The 18818-nt window shown below is 55.9% G+C and carries 19 protein-coding genes; 8 read left to right on the forward strand and 11 right to left on the reverse strand.

Annotation, left to right across the window (positions count from 1 at the left end; translation table 11 throughout):
- Positions 1-31: 31 nt before the first annotated feature.
- The 5 genes from cysZ to crr all read left to right on the forward strand — a co-directional run bounded on the left by cysZ (position 32) and on the right by crr (position 4826).
- On the forward strand, positions 32-793 hold the full coding sequence (gene cysZ / locus ACOTX5_RS03870; protein WP_006811452.1) for a sulfate transporter CysZ: 762 nt from the start codon (positions 32-34) through the stop codon (positions 791-793).
- 163 nt (positions 794-956) lie between these two features.
- Positions 957-1928 (forward strand): cysteine synthase A, encoded by a 972-nt coding sequence (cysK, locus tag ACOTX5_RS03875; RefSeq protein ID WP_006811453.1) that lies wholly within the window; start codon positions 957-959, stop codon positions 1926-1928.
- Between the two features lie 317 nt (positions 1929-2245).
- Complete coding sequence (gene ptsH / locus ACOTX5_RS03880; protein WP_000487600.1) at positions 2246-2503, forward strand: phosphocarrier protein Hpr; 258 nt, start codon at positions 2246-2248, stop codon at positions 2501-2503.
- Between the two features lie 45 nt (positions 2504-2548).
- Positions 2549-4276, forward strand: coding sequence for a phosphoenolpyruvate-protein phosphotransferase PtsI (ptsI, locus tag ACOTX5_RS03885; protein ID WP_006811455.1), 1728 nt, complete (start codon positions 2549-2551; stop codon positions 4274-4276).
- 40 nt (positions 4277-4316) lie between these two features.
- A complete protein-coding gene (gene crr / locus ACOTX5_RS03890; protein ID WP_003861316.1) occupies positions 4317-4826 on the forward strand; it encodes a PTS glucose transporter subunit IIA in 510 nt (169 codons plus the stop codon).
- Between the two features lie 44 nt (positions 4827-4870).
- Here the strand turns inward: crr and pdxK are convergent, their stop codons facing one another.
- From pdxK to ACOTX5_RS03940, 10 genes are all read right to left on the reverse strand, one after another.
- On the reverse strand, positions 4871-5707 hold the full coding sequence (gene pdxK / locus ACOTX5_RS03895; RefSeq protein ID WP_015572224.1) for a pyridoxine/pyridoxal/pyridoxamine kinase: 837 nt from the start codon (positions 5705-5707) through the stop codon (positions 4871-4873).
- Between the two features lie 5 nt (positions 5708-5712).
- Positions 5713-6624, reverse strand: coding sequence for a cysteine synthase CysM (gene cysM / locus ACOTX5_RS03900; RefSeq protein ID WP_017383476.1), 912 nt, complete (start codon positions 6622-6624; stop codon positions 5713-5715).
- 118 nt (positions 6625-6742) lie between these two features.
- Positions 6743-7837 carry a sulfate/thiosulfate ABC transporter ATP-binding protein CysA gene (gene cysA / locus ACOTX5_RS03905; protein WP_017383477.1) on the reverse strand — a complete coding sequence of 365 codons (1095 nt, stop codon included), beginning with the start codon at positions 7835-7837 and terminating at the stop codon, positions 6743-6745.
- A complete protein-coding gene (gene cysW / locus ACOTX5_RS03910) occupies positions 7827-8702 on the reverse strand; it encodes a sulfate/thiosulfate ABC transporter permease CysW (RefSeq protein WP_003861305.1) in 876 nt (291 codons plus the stop codon). The genes cysA and cysW overlap by 11 nt, the downstream gene beginning before the upstream one ends.
- Complete coding sequence (gene cysT, locus ACOTX5_RS03915; protein WP_017383478.1) at positions 8702-9535, reverse strand: sulfate/thiosulfate ABC transporter permease CysT; 834 nt, start codon at positions 9533-9535, stop codon at positions 8702-8704. Before cysT ends, cysW begins: the two co-directional genes overlap by 1 nt.
- Positions 9535-10548, reverse strand: coding sequence for a sulfate ABC transporter substrate-binding protein (locus tag ACOTX5_RS03920; RefSeq protein ID WP_032649009.1), 1014 nt, complete (start codon positions 10546-10548; stop codon positions 9535-9537). Before ACOTX5_RS03920 ends, cysT begins: the two co-directional genes overlap by 1 nt.
- 176 nt (positions 10549-10724) lie before the next feature.
- Complete coding sequence (locus tag ACOTX5_RS03925) at positions 10725-11624, reverse strand: Dyp-type peroxidase (protein ID WP_017383480.1); 900 nt, start codon at positions 11622-11624, stop codon at positions 10725-10727.
- 92 nt (positions 11625-11716) lie between these two features.
- Positions 11717-12292 (reverse strand): RpoE-regulated lipoprotein, encoded by a 576-nt coding sequence (locus ACOTX5_RS03930; RefSeq protein ID WP_045911349.1) that lies wholly within the window; start codon positions 12290-12292, stop codon positions 11717-11719.
- 63 nt (positions 12293-12355) lie between these two features.
- Positions 12356-12805 carry a DUF2919 domain-containing protein gene (locus ACOTX5_RS03935; protein ID WP_045911348.1) on the reverse strand — a complete coding sequence of 150 codons (450 nt, stop codon included), beginning with the start codon at positions 12803-12805 and terminating at the stop codon, positions 12356-12358.
- Positions 12792-13217: a GNAT family acetyltransferase gene (locus ACOTX5_RS03940; RefSeq protein WP_003861292.1), complete on the reverse strand. Its 426-nt coding sequence runs from the start codon at positions 13215-13217 to the stop codon at positions 12792-12794. The genes ACOTX5_RS03935 and ACOTX5_RS03940 overlap by 14 nt, the downstream gene beginning before the upstream one ends.
- 212 nt (positions 13218-13429) lie before the next feature.
- Between ACOTX5_RS03940 and amiA the strand changes: the two genes are divergently transcribed.
- Both amiA and hemF read left to right on the forward strand, forming a co-directional pair.
- Positions 13430-14305 carry an N-acetylmuramoyl-L-alanine amidase AmiA gene (gene amiA / locus ACOTX5_RS03945; protein WP_015572219.1) on the forward strand — a complete coding sequence of 292 codons (876 nt, stop codon included), beginning with the start codon at positions 13430-13432 and terminating at the stop codon, positions 14303-14305.
- On the forward strand, positions 14305-15204 hold the full coding sequence (gene hemF, locus ACOTX5_RS03950; RefSeq protein ID WP_032654389.1) for an oxygen-dependent coproporphyrinogen oxidase: 900 nt from the start codon (positions 14305-14307) through the stop codon (positions 15202-15204). Before amiA ends, hemF begins: the two co-directional genes overlap by 1 nt.
- 79 nt (positions 15205-15283) lie before the next feature.
- On the opposite strand, the gene maeB is transcribed toward hemF, so the two are convergent.
- On the reverse strand, positions 15284-17563 hold the full coding sequence (maeB, locus tag ACOTX5_RS03955) for an NADP-dependent oxaloacetate-decarboxylating malate dehydrogenase (RefSeq protein ID WP_045911347.1): 2280 nt from the start codon (positions 17561-17563) through the stop codon (positions 15284-15286).
- Between the two features lie 286 nt (positions 17564-17849).
- On the opposite strand from maeB, the gene tal reads away from it, so the two are divergent.
- On the forward strand, positions 17850-18800 hold the full coding sequence (gene tal / locus ACOTX5_RS03960; RefSeq protein ID WP_015572217.1) for a transaldolase: 951 nt from the start codon (positions 17850-17852) through the stop codon (positions 18798-18800).
- The last annotated feature ends 18 nt before the right edge of the window (positions 18801-18818 follow it).

An 18818-nucleotide genomic window follows, 5' to 3' on the forward strand; every position in this document is an offset into this window, starting at 1 on the left:
ACTGGTTGTGTAAAAAGGAGTACAGCCTGGTATGGTTTCAACATCTTCTTCTGCCCCACGCAGCGGGGTCTGGTACTTTTCTCAGGGCTGGAAACTGGTCTCCCTGCCGGGCATTCGACGCTTCGTTATTTTGCCGTTACTGATCAACATTATTCTGATGGGCGGGGCCTTCTGGTGGCTGTTCACCAGACTGGAAAGCTGGATCCCTTCCCTGATGAGCTATGTGCCGGACTGGTTACAGTGGCTAGACTACCTGCTCTGGCCGATTGCGGTTATCTCCGTGCTGCTGGTTTTCGGTTATTTCTTTTCGACGATAGCAAACTGGATAGCCGCGCCGTTCAACGGTCTGCTGGCCGAACAGCTTGAAGCGCGCCTTACCGGTGCGACGCCACCTGACACGGGCGTACTGGGGATCGTGAAAGATCTCCCCCGCATCATGAAGCGTGAATGGCAGAAGTTCGCCTGGTACCTGCCGCGGGCGATTGTGCTGCTTATTCTTTATTTTGTACCCGGGATTGGCCAGACGGTCGCGCCCGTGCTGTGGTTCCTGTTCAGCGCCTGGATGCTTGCTATCCAGTACTGTGATTATCCGTTCGATAACCACAAAGTGCCGTTTAAAGAGATGCGCACTGCCCTGCGCACTCAGAAGGTTGCCAACATGCAGTTTGGCGCGCTGACCAGCCTGTTCACCATGATCCCTTTCCTGAATTTGTTCATCATGCCCGTTGCCGTTTGCGGCGCGACGGCGATGTGGGTGGACTGCTACCGTGCTAAGCACGCGTTATGGAAGTAATGCAAAAATGTGTAAAAGAGGGGTGGCTTATGCCGCCCCTTATTCCATACTGATCCCCATTATTTCCTTGCAGCATATAGATATGCGATTTCCTTACTTCCCCATACCTGTTCAACAGGTATGCTGGGTCGGTATCCCAATTTCATACAGTTAAGGACAGGCCATGAGTAAGATTTATGAAGACAACTCGCTGACTATCGGTCATACGCCCCTGGTTCGACTGAACCGTATCGGTAATGGACGCATTCTGGCGAAGGTCGAATCTCGTAACCCAAGCTTCAGCGTTAAATGCCGTATCGGTGCGAATATGATTTGGGATGCTGAAAAGCGTGGCGTGCTGAAACCTGGCGTTGAGCTGGTTGAACCCACCAGCGGCAATACCGGTATCGCTCTGGCCTATGTTGCGGCGGCGCGTGGCTACAAGCTGACGCTGACTATGCCTGAAACCATGAGCATTGAGCGTCGTAAGCTGCTGAAAGCGCTGGGTGCGAACCTGGTCCTGACCGAAGGCGCAAAAGGCATGAAGGGCGCGATTCAGAAGGCCGAAGAAATTGTTGCCAGCGATCCGGCAAAGTATCTGCTGCTCCAGCAGTTCAGCAACCCGGCCAACCCGGAAATTCATGAGAAAACCACCGGCCCGGAAATCTGGGAAGATACCGACGGTCAGGTTGATGTGTTTATCTCCGGCGTAGGCACCGGCGGTACGCTGACCGGTGTGTCTCGCTATATTAAAGGCACGAAAGGTAAAAAAGATCTGATTACCGTTGCCGTTGAGCCAACCGACTCACCGGTTATCGCTCAGGCGTTGGCAGGCGAAGAGATCAAACCTGGCCCACACAAAATCCAGGGTATCGGCGCTGGCTTTATTCCAGGCAACCTGGATCTGAAGCTGATCGATAAAGTCGTCGCCATTACCAATGAAGAAGCCATCTCCACGGCGCGTCGCCTGATGGACGAGGAAGGCATTCTGGCGGGTATCTCTTCCGGTGCGGCGGTTGCGGCAGCCCTCAAACTGCTGGAAGATGAAACCTTTACCAATAAGAACATTGTGGTTATCCTACCGTCTTCGGGTGAGCGTTACTTAAGCACAGCACTGTTTGCCGATCTCTTCACAGAGAAAGAACTGCAACAGTGATGCCAGCATGTTAAAAACGCGTAAAAAAGCACCTTTTCAGGTGCTTTTTTGTGGCCTGCTTCAAAGTTTTACCCCTCCTGGCATTGCTTCACCCCGTTGGGTCTGGTATTTAAACCAGCAATTATTTTGATGCGCGAAATTAATCGGTGAACGAAATAGCGCTGCTGAATCGATTTTATGATTTGGTTCAAGTCTTGCTTTCACTGCATAATGTTTAATGACGATTGAAACGTCAGCGCTAACTATACAGGCTAAAGTTAAGTCGCCAGGCTAGACTTTAGTTCCACAACACTAAACCTATAAGTTGGGGAAATACAATGTTCCAGCAAGAAGTTACCATTACCGCTCCGAACGGTCTGCACACCCGCCCTGCTGCTCAGTTTGTTAAAGAAGCGAAAGGCTTCACTTCTGAAATCACCGTGACTTCCAACGGCAAAAGCGCTAGCGCAAAAAGCCTGTTCAAGCTGCAAACTCTGGGCCTGACTCAGGGTACCGTTGTTACCATCTCCGCTGAAGGTGAAGACGAGCAGAAAGCAGTTGAGCATCTGGTTAAGCTGATGGCTGAACTCGAGTAAGTTTACCGGGTTCTTTTCAATATCAGTCACAAGTAAGGTAGGGTTATGATTTCAGGCATTTTAGCATCCCCGGGTATCGCTTTCGGCAAAGCATTGCTGCTGAAAGAAGACGAAATCGTCATTGACCGGAAAAAAATTTCTGCCGACAAGGTTGATCAGGAAGTTGAACGTTTTCTGAGCGGTCGTGCCAAGGCATCTGCGCAACTGGAAGCGATTAAAACTAAAGCTGGCGAAACTTTCGGTGAAGAAAAAGAAGCCATCTTCGAAGGGCACATTATGCTGCTCGAAGATGAGGAGCTGGAGCAGGAAATCATAGCCCTGATTAAAGATAAAGGCATGACGGCCGACGCGGCTGCGCATGAAGTTATCGAAGGTCAGGCATCTGCCCTGGAAGAGCTGGACGATGAATACCTGAAAGAACGTGCGGCTGACGTACGTGACATCGGTAAGCGCCTGCTGCGCAACATCCTGGGTCTGGCCATCATCGATCTGAGCGCGATTCAGGACGAAGTCATCCTGGTTGCCGCTGACCTGACCCCGTCTGAAACCGCACAGCTGAACCTGAACAAGGTGCTGGGTTTCATTACTGATGCAGGTGGACGTACCTCCCACACCTCAATCATGGCGCGTTCTCTGGAGCTGCCAGCCATTGTGGGTACCGGTAGCGTTACCTCCCAGGTGAAAAACGACGACTATCTGATTCTGGATGCCGTAAACAATGTGGTTTACGTCAACCCAACTAACGATGTGATCGAGCAGCTGCGTTCCGTTCAGGAGCAGGTTGCTACCGAGAAAGCGGAACTCGCTAAACTGAAAGATCTGCCAGCTATCACGCTGGACGGCCATCAGGTTGAAGTGTGCGCTAACATCGGTACCGTACGTGACGTTGACGGCGCTGAGCGCAACGGCGCGGAAGGTGTAGGTCTGTATCGTACTGAATTCCTGTTCATGGATCGCGACGCTCTGCCAACGGAAGAAGAGCAGTTTGCAGCGTACAAAGCGGTTGCGGAAGCGTGCGGCTCGCAGGCTGTAATCGTCCGTACCATGGACATCGGTGGCGACAAAGAGCTGCCGTACATGAACTTCCCGAAAGAAGAGAACCCGTTCCTGGGCTGGCGTGCCGTGCGTATCGCCATGGATCGCAAAGAGATCCTGCGTGACCAGGTTCGCGCTATTCTGCGTGCCTCCGCTTTCGGTAAACTGCGCATCATGTTCCCGATGATCATCTCTGTTGAAGAAGTGCGTGCACTGAAGAAAGAGATCGAAATCTACAAACAGGAACTGCGCGACGAAGGTAAAGCATTTGACGAATCCATTGAGATCGGCGTGATGGTGGAAACACCGGCAGCCGCGACCATTGCGCGTCATTTAGCCAAAGAAGTTGATTTCTTTAGTATCGGTACCAATGATTTAACGCAGTACACCCTGGCAGTTGACCGTGGTAATGATATGATTTCACATCTCTACCAGCCAATGTCACCGTCCGTACTGAATTTGATCAAGCAAGTTATTGATGCTTCTCATGCAGAAGGTAAATGGACTGGCATGTGTGGTGAGCTTGCAGGCGACGAACGTGCTACACTTCTGTTGCTGGGTATGGGTCTGGACGAATTCTCTATGAGCGCCATTTCCATCCCGCGCATTAAGAAGATTATCCGTAACACGAACTTCGAAGATGCGAAGGTGTTAGCAGAGCAGGCTCTTGCTCAACCGACAACGGACGAGTTAATGACGCTGGTTAACAAGTTCATTGAAGAAAAAACAATCTGCTAATCCACGAGATGCGGCCCAATTTACTGCTTAGGAGAAGATCATGGGTTTGTTCGATAAACTGAAATCTCTGGTTTCTGATGACAAGAAAGACTCCGGAACTATTGAGATTGTTGCTCCGCTCTCCGGCGAGATCGTCAACATCGAAGACGTGCCGGATGTAGTGTTTGCTGAGAAAATCGTTGGTGATGGCATTGCTATCAAACCAACTGGCAACAAAATGGTTGCTCCAGTTGACGGCACCATCGGTAAAATTTTTGAAACCAACCATGCGTTCTCTATCGAATCCGATAGCGGTATCGAACTGTTCGTTCACTTCGGTATCGACACCGTTGAACTGAAAGGCGAAGGCTTCAAACGTATCGCAGAAGAAGGCCAGCGTGTTAAAGTTGGCGACCCGGTAATTGAATTCGATCTGCCGCTGCTGGAAGAAAAAGCGAAGTCTACCCTGACTCCGGTTGTTATCTCCAACATGGACGAAATCAAAGAACTGATCAAACTGTCTGGCAGCGTCACCGTGGGTGAAACCCCGGTTATCCGCATCAAGAAGTAATTCTTGCCGCACAGAAAAATGGCGCCTTCGGGCGCCATTTTTGTTTATGCCGGCAGGATAAGCTCGTCATAGCCTTTCGACTGCGTATAGATCATAACGTCAGTCACCCGATCGCCCGCCATGCGAATGGCATCGGCAACGGTTTTCCCTCCCACAATGCCGCTGACCAGCTCCGAACAGAACAGATCGCCCGTTCCTTTCAGATCCGTCTCTACGCGCGGGTGCGCGCTTACGGTAACACCTTCTTCGCTCACCAGCACAACGTGGATATTCTGCGGATCGTCAGACACTGGCGCACTGGTGATCGCTACCCATTTCAGCGAGTCGGACAGCAGCCCCTGCGCGGCGGCAATGGCGCTCTCCGGCGTACGGCACGGTTTGCCGCTCAGCACTTCCAGTTCATACACGTTGGGCGTAATGCCCTGGGCCAGCGGGAGCAGATGCTCACGGTAGGCTTCAGGAATATCCGGCTTCACGTACATCCCGCTATCGATATCCCCAATTACCGGGTCGACCAGCACCAGCAGATCGGGATGTTGCACTTTGATTGCCTTCAGCCACTGCGCCAGCAGCGCGATCTGGCTGGCGCTGCCCATATAGCCGGTGGTGACCGCTTTAAGCTCGCGCAGGATCTCGCGCTCTTCCAGCGCCTTAAGGTAGCCGCTGAACCACTCGTCCGGGATCACCCCGCCGTAGAAGGTGTCGTAGTGCGGCGTATTGCTGAACAGCACCGTTGGCACGGCGGTAACGTTCAGCCGGTGGGTGCGAATATTCGGCACCGCGATGCTGTTTCCCACGCTGCCGTACACCACCTGCGACTGAACGGCGACAATATCGGTTTGCTGCGCCCGGGTGTTATCCCGGAATAAAATCATCTCCATGACGCTTAAATCCCCGCCCCCTGCGAATAACTCTCTTCACCAAAGACGCCGGTAGACAGATAACGGTCGCCGCGATCGCAAATAATCGCTACGACCACCGCCCCCGGCGTGGACTCAGCCACCCGGATCGCACCCGCTACGGCACCGCCAGAGCTGACGCCGCAGAAGATACCTTCACGCACGGCCAGCTCACGCATGGTATTTTCCGCCTCGCGCTGATGAATATCCAGCACCTGGTCCACAAGCTGCGCATTAAAGATGCCCGGCATATACTCCGCCGGCCAGCGGCGGATACCCGGAATGCTGCTCCCCTCTTCCGGTTGCAGGCCGACAATCGTCACCGGCTTCTCCTGTTCGCGCAGAAAGCGTGACACACCGGTGATCGTGCCCGTGGTCCCCATGCTGGAGACAAAGTGGGTGATGCGCCCGTCGGTTTGCTGCCAGATTTCCGGGCCGGTGGTGGTGTAGTGCGCGTACGGGTTGTCCGGGTTGTTGAACTGGTCGAGAAGCTTGCCTTCCCCGCGCTCCGCCATCGCTAACGCTAAATCTCGCGCCCCTTCCATCCCCTGCTCTTTGCTCACCAGAATCAGCTCGGCTCCATAGGCGCGCATGGCGGCCCGGCGCTCCTGGCTCATGTTATCCGGCATCAGCAACTTCATGCGGTAGCCTTTCAGGGCGGCAATCATTGCCAGCGCGATACCGGTGTTACCGCTGGTGGCTTCGATCAGCACGTCGCCGGGCTTAATTTCACCGCGCTTTTCGGCCTGGACAATCATCGACAGCGCCGCCCGGTCTTTTACCGACCCCGCCGGGTTATTGCCTTCGAGTTTGACCCAGATTTCGCTGCCGTTATCAGGCCCCATGCGCTGAAGTTTGACCAGAGGGGTGTTGCCGATGGTGTGTTCGAGTGTATTCACGATTTTTACTCAATAAAAAAGCCGGGTGGCGCTTAGCTTACCCGGCCTACAAGACGCAGTGATAACTGTAGGCCCGGTTAGCGTAGCGCCACCGGGCGATAAACATACTAATAACCTATCAGGCTGACTCCGCCAGAGCAATATCCTCGCGCGTCTCGATACGCTCGTTGCCATGATAAATGCGCGCGTGTTGCAGCCCCACAAACAGGCGCTCCCCCCTGTGTGGCGGCACGTCGTCACGCATAACCACGGTCAGCGGCTCGGTGTACCAGCCCAGGGGCTGTACCACCAATTGGGTGTAGTGGCCTTTAGGGCTAGCTTCCAGCACCTGCACCGGAAGCGGTGAATCCAGGCTGGTACGGCGGCTGACGTCCACTTCCCACGGACGCAGGAACAGATCCACCGGCCCCTGATGCGCGGAGGTATACCCCAGCGGCCAGCGGTGCGCGCCAACGTGGAACTGACCGCCGCGAATGGTGCCCTGAAGGCGGTTGACTTCCCCCATAAACTCCAGCACAAAGCGGGTCGCCGGTTCACGCCAGAGCTGCTCTGGCTCGTCAACCTGCTCAATATTGCCCTGACTCATCACCACCACGCGATCGGCCACTTCCATCGCCTCTTCCTGATCGTGGGTCACGAAAACGCTGGTGAACTGGAGTTCCTCATGCAGCTGACGCAGCCAGCGGCGCAGCTCTTTTCGCACCTGCGCATCCAGCGCGCCAAACGGTTCGTCCAGCAGCAGAATTTGCGGTTCAACGGCTAACGCACGCGCCAGCGCCACGCGCTGCTTCTGCCCGCCGGAAAGTTGAGCCGGAAAGCGGTCCGCCAGATGCGCAAGCTGCACCATCTCCAGCAGTTTGGTCACTTTCGCTTTGATGGCGGCGGCATCTGGACGTTCACGACGCGGCAGCACGGTCAGGCCAAACGCGATGTTGTCGAATACCGTCATGTGGCGGAACAGCGCATAATGCTGAAATACAAAGCCCACTTTACGGTCGCGGGCGTGCAGGCGGCTAACGTCCGTACCGTGGAAGCGAATATGTCCGCTGGTCTGGTGTTCAAGCCCGGCGATAATACGCAGCAGCGTGGTTTTACCGGAGCCAGACGGCCCCAGCAGCGCCACCATTTGTCCGGAAGGGATATCCAGCGAGATATCATTCAGCACCTGGGTGCGACCAAAAGACTTCTTAATATTGGCAATCTCAATGCTCATGATTTCCCTCCTGATGCTGACGTTTTTCCTGATTCTCTAAACGCCACTGCACCACACTCTTCAAAAACAGGGTCAAAATCGCCATCAGCGTCAGCAACGCTGCGGCAGTAAAGGAACCGACGGTGTTGTAGTCCTGTTCCAGTAATTCAATCTGTAACGGCAGCGACAGGGTTTCGCCGCGAATCGAGCCGGATACCACCGACACCGCGCCAAACTCACCGATCGCACGGGCGTTGGTCAGCACCACGCCGTAAAGCAGTGCCCAGCGGATATTCGGCAGCGTGACGCGGCGGAACATCTGCCAGCCGGAAGCGCCGAGCAGCACCGCGGCTTCATCTTCATGGCTGCCCTGGCTGAGCATCACCGGCACCAGCTCGCGCACCACGAACGGACAGGTGACAAAGACGGTCACCAGCACCATCCCCGGCCAGGCGAACATGATTTGCAGGTCGTGCTCATCCAGCCAGCCGCCCAGCGGGCCATTGGAGCCGTAGAAGAGCAGATAAACCAGACCCGCCACCACCGGAGACACCGCAAACGGGATATCCAGCAGGGTCAGCAACAGCTGACGCCCCGGGAAGTTAAAGCGCGTTACCAGCCAGGCCAGCAATACGCCAAACACCAGATTCACCGGGACGGTGATCAGGGCAATCATCACCGTCAGCCAGATGGCGTGGAGCATGTCCGGATCGGCCAGGTTTTGCAGCGCGGGCATAATCCCTTTGCTGAAGGCCTGCACGAAGATGTACACCATCGGCACGACGAGAATGAATGCGGAGACCAGCACGCCGGTACCAATCAGAAACCATTTGCCCCAGTTGATGCGGGGGGCGTCATAGCGCTTCAATTGCGTAACTTCCGCCATCAGTGACCTACCACACGTCGACCAAAGCGACTTTGCAGAGTGTTAATCGAAAACAGTAGCAGCAGCGACGCGGCAAGGATCACCGAGGCAATCGCGCTCGCCGCCGGATAATCAAACTCCTGCAAACGGACAAAAATCATCAGCGAGGTCACTTCGGTTTTCCACGCGATGTTCCCGGCGATAAAAATGACCGCGCCAAATTCACCAAGGCTGCGGGTAAAGGAAAGCGCCACCCCCGCCAGCAAGGCCGGAGAAAGTTCCGGCAGCACAACCTTACGGAAACTCTGCCAGCGCGTGGCGCCCAGGGTCTCCGCAGCCTCTTCGTATTCGGGGCCTAACTCTTCCAGCACCGGCTGCACGGTACGTACCACAAACGGGATGCTGGTGAAGGCCATCGCCACCGCGATACCGATCCAGGTATAGGTCACTTTAATATCAAACTTCGCCAGCCATTCGCCGTAAAAGCCGTTCACGGAGAACAGCGACGCCAGCGTCAGACCGGCCACCGCCGTCGGCAGGGCAAACGGCAGATCCATCAGGGCGTCGAGCAGCGTGCGGCCCGGGAAGCGATAGCGGGTTAAGATCCATGCCATCAGCAGGCCAAACACGCCGTTAAAAATCGAGGCCACGAATGCAGACAGCAGCGTGACCTTGTAGGCCGCCACCACCTGCGGGTTGGTGACCACTTCCCAGTACTGGGACCAGCTCATCTCAGCGAGCTGCATCACCAGAGCGCTGAGCGGTAACAATAAAATCAGACAGACGAACAGCAGGCTGGTCCCGAGGCTTAAGGTAAAACCCGGCAGCACACGTCTTGTTGATCCTGCAAACATTACTTACGCCCCGCCGCCAGCAATTTGTCTAACTCACCGCCGCTGGCAAAATGCGTTTTCATCACCTCAGGCCAGGCGCCGAAATGATCTTCCACGCGGAACAGCTCGGTCTGCGGGAATTTGTCTTTCAGCTTGTTCATCACGTCCGGATTATTAACGCGGTAGTAATAGTCAGTAATCACCGTCTGCGCCTGCGGGCTGTACAGATAGTTGAGATAGGCTTTTGCCGCTTTCTCAGTGCCGTTGGCTTTGACGTTTTTATCCACCCACGCCACCGGGAACTCGGCCAGAACGTTGGTTTTCGGGATAACCACTTCGAAGCCCTGCGCTTCGTACTGTTTACGAATATTGTTCACTTCGGATTCAAAGCTGATCAGCACATCGCCCAGCCCGCGCTCGGCGAAAGTGGTGGTTGCGCCCCGGCCGCCGGTGTCAAACACTTCGACGTTTTTCAGGAACTGGGTCATAAACTGTTCGGTTTTCGCTTTATCGTTACCGTCAGCTTTGTCCGCCGCGCCCCACGCCGCCAGATAGGTATAACGCGCGTTGCCGGAGGTTTTCGGATTCGGGAAAATCAGCTTGACGTCAGAACGCACCAGGTCGTTCCAGTCGTGAATGTTTTTCGGGTTGCCCTTGCGCACCAGGAAGCCCATGGTGGAATAGAACGGCGAACTGTTGTTCGGCAGGCGGCTTTGCCAGTCCGCCGGGATCAGCTTGCCTTTGTCGTGCAGGATCTGCACGTCCGTGACCTGGTTGTAGGTCACCACATCCGCTTTCAGCCCCTGCAAAATGGCCAGCGCCTGCTTGGATGAGCCAGCGTGCGACTGTTTGATGGTCAGCTTGTCGCCGTTGTTCTCTTTCGCCCACTGCTGTTCAAATGCGGGATTAAGGGCGGCAAACAGCTCGCGTGAAACATCATAAGAACTGTTCAGCAACTCGGTTGCCTGCGCCTGCGCCACCAGCAGTAAACCTGCCAGTGCCAGCGATCCTTTTTTCAGTACAGTAACGGCCATTGCGCACCCTTATAAATGTGATGACTATCTTATAGTCATAATATTTATAACGGAGTCTAAAGGAGTAACGGTTTTATATACCGTTTGGTGATTTAGAAGCAGAAAAGGGAATAAGGGGTGCGGGAGAAATTGCCGGGTGGCGCTAACGCTTACCCGGCCTACGAATGGACAGCGATTTACAGCGCCAGCAGGCGCTCAACGGACGGCGCAAAGTAGTAGCCGCCGGTCACCGGACGGGTGAAGCGCAGCATGGCGTCACGCTTGCCGTCGGTATCGCCAAACATGCTCAGCAGCTGCTGTTCGATGTTGTAGAGGCGTGCACAGTAAGCGCAGAAGTACAGGCCGTGCGTACCGCTCGCGGTGCCGTACGGCAGGCTCTGGCGAACAATCTTCAGCCCCTTACCGTCTTCTTTAAGGTCAACGCGGGTCAGGTGGGACGTGACCGGACGCGCATCGCCGTCAATCTCTTCATTGGCGTCTTTGGTGCGGCCAATCATCATCTCCTGGTCATGCACGCTCATGCGGTTAAGCTGCCTGAGGTTATGCTCCCAGCGCTGGACGAACACGTAGCTGCCGCCTGCGTCCACGCCATCCTTGATTACAGCCACCTCGCGACGCGTCTCTTCCCCGGCCGGGTTTTCGGTGCCGTCGACGAAGCCGCTCAAATCGCGCTCTTCCACCCAGCGGAAACCGTGGATCTCTTCCTGCACGTCGATGCTGTCACCAAAGGCCTCAATCGCTGCCTGAGCGACGGAGAAATTCACGTCATGGCGCAGGGAGAGGATATGGATCAGGACGTCATACTGGGTGGCGGGCGCAAGACCTTTGCCATAAGGAATAAAGTCTTTCAGCTCTTCTGCGCCTTCGCCGCCGCTCAGCTGACGCCAGACGGTGTTGCCAAAGGCAACCACCGCGCCCAGATGGGCTTCGGGGAATTTGGCCTGAAAGGTGGCCAGTTTATCAACGAAAATTTTGCTTGCCGCGCGCAGGGCATCCACGTCCCCTTTGACGTTGGCTTCAATCCAAATCGCCGCGCGGCAATGTTCTGGCAAAATGCCACTCTGAACCTGAGACATCGCTCCTCCTGAAAAAAAGATGCCACGACAGCGTGGCATTGATGGCGGCTATTATACCTGGATTTCAGCGAGGCGGCTTGCTCAGGCGCAAATTACTGCTTCCAGATAATTTTGCTCACTTTCCACTTTTTCAAGGTGTCGTCAGAGGGCATTAACCCTTCCGGACCGTTCCAGGTGCCGCTGAATACATAGCTAATGTGCTGGCTGCCGTCGGCCTTACACTCGACCGCCACGCTGTCATCCGACGGCACGCTGGCGCAGTGGCCAAACGCTTTCTGGTAGAGCTCGCCAAACGGCGTACCTACCTTCACGCCACCTGAGGTCGGAATCTCTTCATCCATCACCGCAATGCGGTTGACCGTACCTTTATCGCCGTTGATGACCATCGCCACCTTGTCGTCTTTCAACGCTTCGAAATAGCGCACGATGTTGCCGTTCTCGGTTTTCATGCCGCTGCGCAGGCGATAATCACTGCCGATGGCCTCCTGAATGGCATCCTGATCCAGCGCCGTCGAGGCGGTGATTTTGCCCACGCCCTGATCGGTCACTTCCGTTGAGGAGCCAAACCAGTTCCACGGATAGGCCGCAGACCAGTTGATGGATGAGAGCGTGGAACAGCCGGTTAACGCCAGCGGGAGAGCGCATAAAAGTAAACGCAGCGATTTCATTGAGACGTCCTTACGTAATAAATCAACGCTTGTTGGAGTGCAGTATCGGCAAAAAGTGCCGTTTTAATCTGACTCTTGCGTAAAACAGGCGCGTAAACGGGGGTTCGTGACCAGCCACAGCAGCGCGACAATATCCGCCACCACCAGCGCAATCCCGATACCGGAAAGCGGCTCGCCGTACAGCCAGAGCACGGGCTGCCAGACCAGGAGCACAACCTGCGCCAGAATCAACAGCCAGCGAAGCGCGCGCCAGAAGCGCGGGAGGAACTGCCGCCGACCGCTGCACAGGAACGCCAGCACCGCCGGTACACCGGGCAGTAACCCCAGCCAGAACGCATCGTGATCGGGATAAAAGAGATTCAGTAGCGTATCGCCCTGCTCGCGTGACGCGCCAGCCATCACGAACAGCACCCAGGTGCGGGCCTGCAACAGCAGAACGCACCAGAATAAAAAAGGCAGACGCAGATGACCGTGAACATCATAGTCGCCAGGGTGGAACTCAGTACTCTTCATCTTCGATCAGGCGCTTACCCAGCGTCAGTACATCCGCGTGCTCGTAGCCCAGACGTTCATACATGCCCAGCACCACGTCGTTATCTTCCCGCACCATAATCTGGATTTTCGGGCAGCCACGGGCGATCAGTTTCTTTTCCAGACGGTTAAGCAGCGCGTTGGCGATGCCACGCGCGCGATATTCCGGGTGCACGCCCAGATAGTAGGCCGACCCGCGGTGGCCGTCGTACCCGCCCATTACCGTCCCGACCACCTCGCCGTTGACCTCAGCGACCAGAAACAGACTGACGTCGTGATTCACCTTCCGTTCGATGTCCATTTCCGGATCGTTCCACGGACGCAGCAGATCGCAGCGCTCCCAAAGGGTGATCACCTCTTCGAAATCTTCCTGGCGAAAAACGCGTATCTCCATGGTATTAACCGCCTTTTCGGGTTTAAAAACAGTGATTATGGCGTGAACAGGGCATTTAGCCAATAACCGGGGAAAAACTCGCCAAAATTTGGCATAATGTCACTTTGTCACGTATTGAAATGAAAAGTAAAACAATTCTCAATAAGGAATGTCGTCACGCAAAACGCGATACGATATAACACCAGGACCCCAATTTTTACAATTCAGGCCGCATGAGCACATTCAAACCATTAAAAGCACTCACATCGCGTCGTCAGGTTCTCAAAGCGGGGCTGGCGGCCTTAACGTTAACAGGCATCGCAAAGCAGGCTCAGGCAAAAGAAGAGAGCTCGCTTAAAACCAGTAACGGACACAGCAAGCCGAAAACCAAAAAAGCCGGCGCAAAGCGTCTGGTCATGCTCGATCCGGGCCACGGCGGGATCGACACCGGCGCCATTGGCCGAAACGGGTCGAAAGAAAAACACGTCGTGCTGGCAATTGCAAAAAATGTGCGCGCAATTTTACGCAGCAACGGCATTGATGCCCGCCTGACGCGCACGGGCGACACGTTTATCCCGCTGTACGATCGCGTGGAAATTGCCCATAAGCACGGCGCCGACCTGTTTATGTCCATTCACGCGGATGGCTTCACAAACCCTTCCGCCGCAGGCGCATCGGTGTTCGCCCTCTCCAACCGTGGCGCCAGTAGCGCCATGGCGAAATACCTCTCCGATCGCGAAAACCGGGCGGATGAAGTGGCCGGGAAAAAAGCCACCGACAAAGACCATCTGTTGCAGCAGGTTCTGTTTGATCTGGTACAGACCGATACCATCAAAAACAGCCTGACGCTCGGCTCGCATATCCTCAAACGGATTAAGCCCGTGCACCGTCTGCACAGTAAAAGCACCGAGCAGGCCGCGTTTGTGGTGCTGAAGTCCCCGTCCATTCCGTCCGTGCTGGTTGAAACCTCGTTCATAACCAACCCGGAAGAGGAGCGTTTACTCGGCACCACGGCGTTTCGTCAGAAGATCGCGAACGCTATCGCCTCCGGGGTCATCAGTTATTTCAACTGGTTCGATAATCAAAAAGCGCACTCCAGGAAACGTTGATGAAACCGAATGCACAGCTGGTCAAAACGTTCCTGATGCAGCTACAGGACGCGATTTGCCAGAAACTGGCCGCCGCAGACGGCGGTGAATTCCAGGAAGACGCCTGGCAGCGCGAAGCGGGCGGCGGCGGGCGCAGCCGCGTGCTGCGTAACGGCGGTATTTTTGAACAGGCCGGGGTTAACTTCTCCCACGTCCACGGTGATGCAATGCCGGCGTCCGCCACGGCGCATCGGCCTGAACTGGCGGGCCGCAGCTTCGAGGCGATGGGCGTCTCGCTGGTGGTGCATCCGCATAACCCGTTTGTGCCAACCAGCCACGCCAACGTGCGCTTTTTCATCGCGGAAAAACCGGGGGCCGATCCGGTCTGGTGGTTTGGCGGCGGTTTCGACTTAACGCCTTACTATGGCTTCGAAGAGGACGCCGTGCACTGGCACACCACCGCGCGCGACCTCTGCCTGCCGTTTGGCGAAGACGTTTACCCGAAATACAAAAAGTGGTGCGATGACTATTTCTATCTGAAGCATCGCGACGAGCAACGCGGCATCGGCGGGCTGTTCTTTGACGATCTCAACACGCCGGATTTTGATACCGCGTTCAGATTTATGCGTGCAGTGGGTGAAGGCTTTACCGATGCCTATCTGCCGATTGTCGAACGCCGCAAAAACACCGACTACGGCGTTCGCGAGCGTGAGTTCCAGCTGTACCGCCGCGGGCGTTACGTGGAGTTTAACCTGGTATGGGATCGCGGGACGCTGTTTGGCCTGCAAACCGGTGGGCGCACGGAGTCCATTCTGATGTCGATGCCGCCGCTGGTGCGCTGGGAATACAGCTTTGAACCCAAAGAAGGCAGCCCGGAGGCTGCCTTGCGTGAGTTTATTCGGGTTCGGGACTGGGTGTAACTGCCGGATGACGCTGGGCTTATCCGGCCTACGAGTCCCGTAGGTCGGGTAAGCGAACGCGCCACCCGACATAAAGCGCTTACAGCGGCTGCGTCTGTGCCTCAACCACCGCCAGCGCCACCATGTTGACGATACGACGCACGGAGGCAATCGGCGTTAATACATGTACCGGTTTTGACACCCCCATCAGCACTGGCCCTACGGTCACCCCTTCAGAACTCGACACGCGCAGCAGGTTATAGCTGATACGCGCCGCTTCTACGTTCGGCATAATCAGCACGTTCGCGGAGCCTTTCAGCGGGCTGTCCGGCATACGTTCATTACGAATGCTCTCCATCAGCGCGGCGTCGCCGTGCATCTCGCCGTCGATCATCAGTTCCGGCGCACGCTCGCGCACCAGGTCCAGCGTCTGGCGCATTTTGCACGCCGCCGCGGATTTGGATGACCCGAAGTTAGAATGCGACAGCAGCGCCACTTTCGGCTCGATACCAAAGCGGCGCACGGTTTCCGCCGCCATCACGGTGATTTCCGCCAGTTCGTCCGGGGAAGGATCGTCGTTGACGTAGGTATCGGCGATAAAGGTGTTACCGCTTGGCAGCAGCAGCGCGTTCATTGCGCCGGCAGTATGGACACCCTCGCGATAGCCGAAGATCTCCTGCACCACGCTGAAATGCTCATGGTACTCGCCGATGGTGCCGCAGATCAGCGCATCCGCCTCACCGCGGTGAACCATGATCGCACCGATCACCGTGGTGTTGCTGATCACCGCCCGCTGCGCCTGCTCCTGAGTGATCCCGCGACGCTTCATGATCGAATAGTATTCGTTCCAGTACTCTTTGAAGCGCGGATCGGATTCGTTATTGACGATCTCAAAGTCGACGCCCGGCTTAATTTGCAGGCCCAGCTTCTGGATACGCATCTCGATCACGCTCGGACGACCAATCAGGATCGGTTTCGCCAGCCCTAAGGTGATCAGCTCCTGCGTGGCGTGCAGCACGCGCGCCTCTTCCCCTTCCGCCAGCACCACGCGCTTCGCGTCAGCGCGCGCCTGGGAGAAGATCGGCTTCATAAACAGGTTGGTTTTGTAGACGAACTCGGTGAGTTTATCGACGTAGGCATCGAAATCTTCAATCGGCCGCGTCGCCACGCCAGAGTCCATCGCCGCTTTGGCCACCGCTGGCGCGATCTTCACGATCAGACGCGGGTCAAATGGTTTAGGGATAATGTAGTCCGGGCCGAAGCTCAGATCCTGATCGCCGTAGGCGGAGGCCACCACTTCGCTCTGCTCGGCGTGCGCCAGCTCTGCGATAGCATGTACGGCGGCGAGCTTCATCTCTTCGTTGATTGCCGTAGCGCCGACGTCCAGCGCACCGCGGAAGATGAACGGGAAGCAGAGCACGTTGTTCACCTGGTTCGGGTAGTCCGAACGTCCGGTACAGATGATCGCGTCTTCACGCACTGCCTTCGCCAGCGGCGGCAGAATTTCCGGCTCCGGGTTCGCCAGGGCCAGGATCATTGGCGCGCGCGCCATCTTCTGCACCATCTCCTGGGTCAGTACTTTCGGGCCTGAACAGCCGAGGAAAATGTCGGCACCTTCAATGACGTCTTCTAGCGTGCGCTTGCCGTCGTCTTCCACCGCATAGGCCGCCTTGGTTTCCGCCATGTTTGGCTCGCGGTCTTGGTAAATCACGCCTTTGGAGTCGCAGACCACGATGTTGTGTTTCTGCATGCCCAGCGCCACCAGCAGGTTCATACAGGCGATGGCCGCGGCGCCAGCGCCGGAGACCACCATGCGCACGTCGGAGAGGTTTTTCTCGACCACGCGCAGGCCGTTCAGAATGGCGGCGGTACTGATAATCGCCGTGCCGTGCTGGTCGTCATGGAACACGGGAATGTTCATACGCTCGCGCAGCTTCTGCTCGATATAGAAACATTCCGGCGCTTTGATGTCTTCCAGGTTGATGCCGCCGAAGGTCGGCTCCAGCGCCGCCACCACGTTGATGAATTTATCCGGGTCCAGTTCGTCCACTTCGATATCAAAGACGTCGATACCGGCAAATTTCTTAAACAGAACGCCCTTCCCTTCCATCACCGGCTTACCGGCCAGCGCGCCAATGTTCCCTAACCCCAGTACCGCCGTACCGTTAGAGATAACGGCCACCAGGTTGCCACGGGCGGTGTATTTGTACGCTGCCAGCGGATCTTTTTCGATTTCAAGGCACGGGGCAGCTACGCCTGGCGAGTAGGCCAGCGCCAGATCGCGCTGGGTCGCCAGCGGTTTGGTCGGGGATACCTGGATTTTACCCGGAACAGGAAACTCGTGAAAATCGAGAGCGCTTTGTTTTAACTGATCATCCATCTTGTTATTCCTTTCACGTTTCGGTCAAAAAGGGTGATGTTGACGTTCCTATGCACACCCTGGTGTGCCGCATAGTATCGCCGCAGGCAGGCTCCTAAACTTTGAAGGCTGCCAAACTCTCACCATTGCAGAATAAAAATTGTTATCAATTTATAACAGCCATGTTACCCGTCTCAGACAGCAATGCCTCCCCCGTCTGCTATGCTTTTTTGTTAAGTCCATCATGATTTTCTCAGAAGTGTGACCTGACGCACTCGACTAACTCTTTTATTTCCAAGGAGTAATTATGAACCAGCTAGACGGCATCAAACAATTTACCACCGTGGTTGCAGACAGCGGCGACATCGAATCGATTCGTCACTACCAGCCGGAAGACGCGACCACCAACCCCTCGCTGCTGCTCAAGGCGGCCGGTCTTGCGCACTTTAGTCATCTGATTGATGACGCCCTTGCCTACGGCAAACAGCGCGGGAAAACGCAGGAGCAGCAGGTCGCCGAAGCCAGTGACAAGCTGGCGGTCAATATCGGTGCGGAAATTCTTAAAAGCATACCGGGACGCGTCTCCACCGAAGTGGATGCCCGCCTCTCATTCGACCAGGAAAAGAGCATTAGCAAGGCTCGCCGCCTGGTGGAACTCTATCAGGAGCAGGGGATCGATAAATCACGCATCCTGATCAAGCTTGCCTCCACCTGGGAAGGCATCCGCGCGGCGGAAGTGCTGGAGAAAGAGGGGATCAACTGTAACCTGACGCTGCTGTTCTCCTTCGCCCAGGCGCGTGCCTGCGCCGAAGCGGGCGTGTTCCTGATTTCACCGTTTGTCGGACGTATCTACGACTGGTATCAGGCGAAACAGCCGATGGATCCGTATGTGGTGGACGAAGATCCCGGCGTGAAATCGGTGCGTAATATCTACGATTATTACAAGCAGCACCGCTACGAGACCATCGTGATGGGGGCCAGCTTCCGCCGCACCGAGCAGATCCTCGCGCTCGCGGGCTGCGACCGGCTGACCATCTCCCCAGACCTGCTGAAGAAGCTTCAGGAGAGTGAAGAGACGGTGATCCGCAAGCTTGTGCCAACCTCCACCGTTCTGCCAAAACCAAAACCCATGACCGAAGCGGAATTCCGCTGGGAGCACAATCAGGATCCAATGGCCGTGGAAAAACTGGCGGACGGCATCCGTCAGTTCGCCGTCGACCAGCGCAAACTCGAAGATCTTCTCGCCGCCAAACTTTAACCTTGCCACGGAGTGAAC

It is taken from the genome of Enterobacter cloacae complex sp. IR5441 (assembly GCF_049238215.1).
Lineage (GTDB): Bacteria > Pseudomonadota > Gammaproteobacteria > Enterobacterales > Enterobacteriaceae > Enterobacter > Enterobacter hormaechei_C.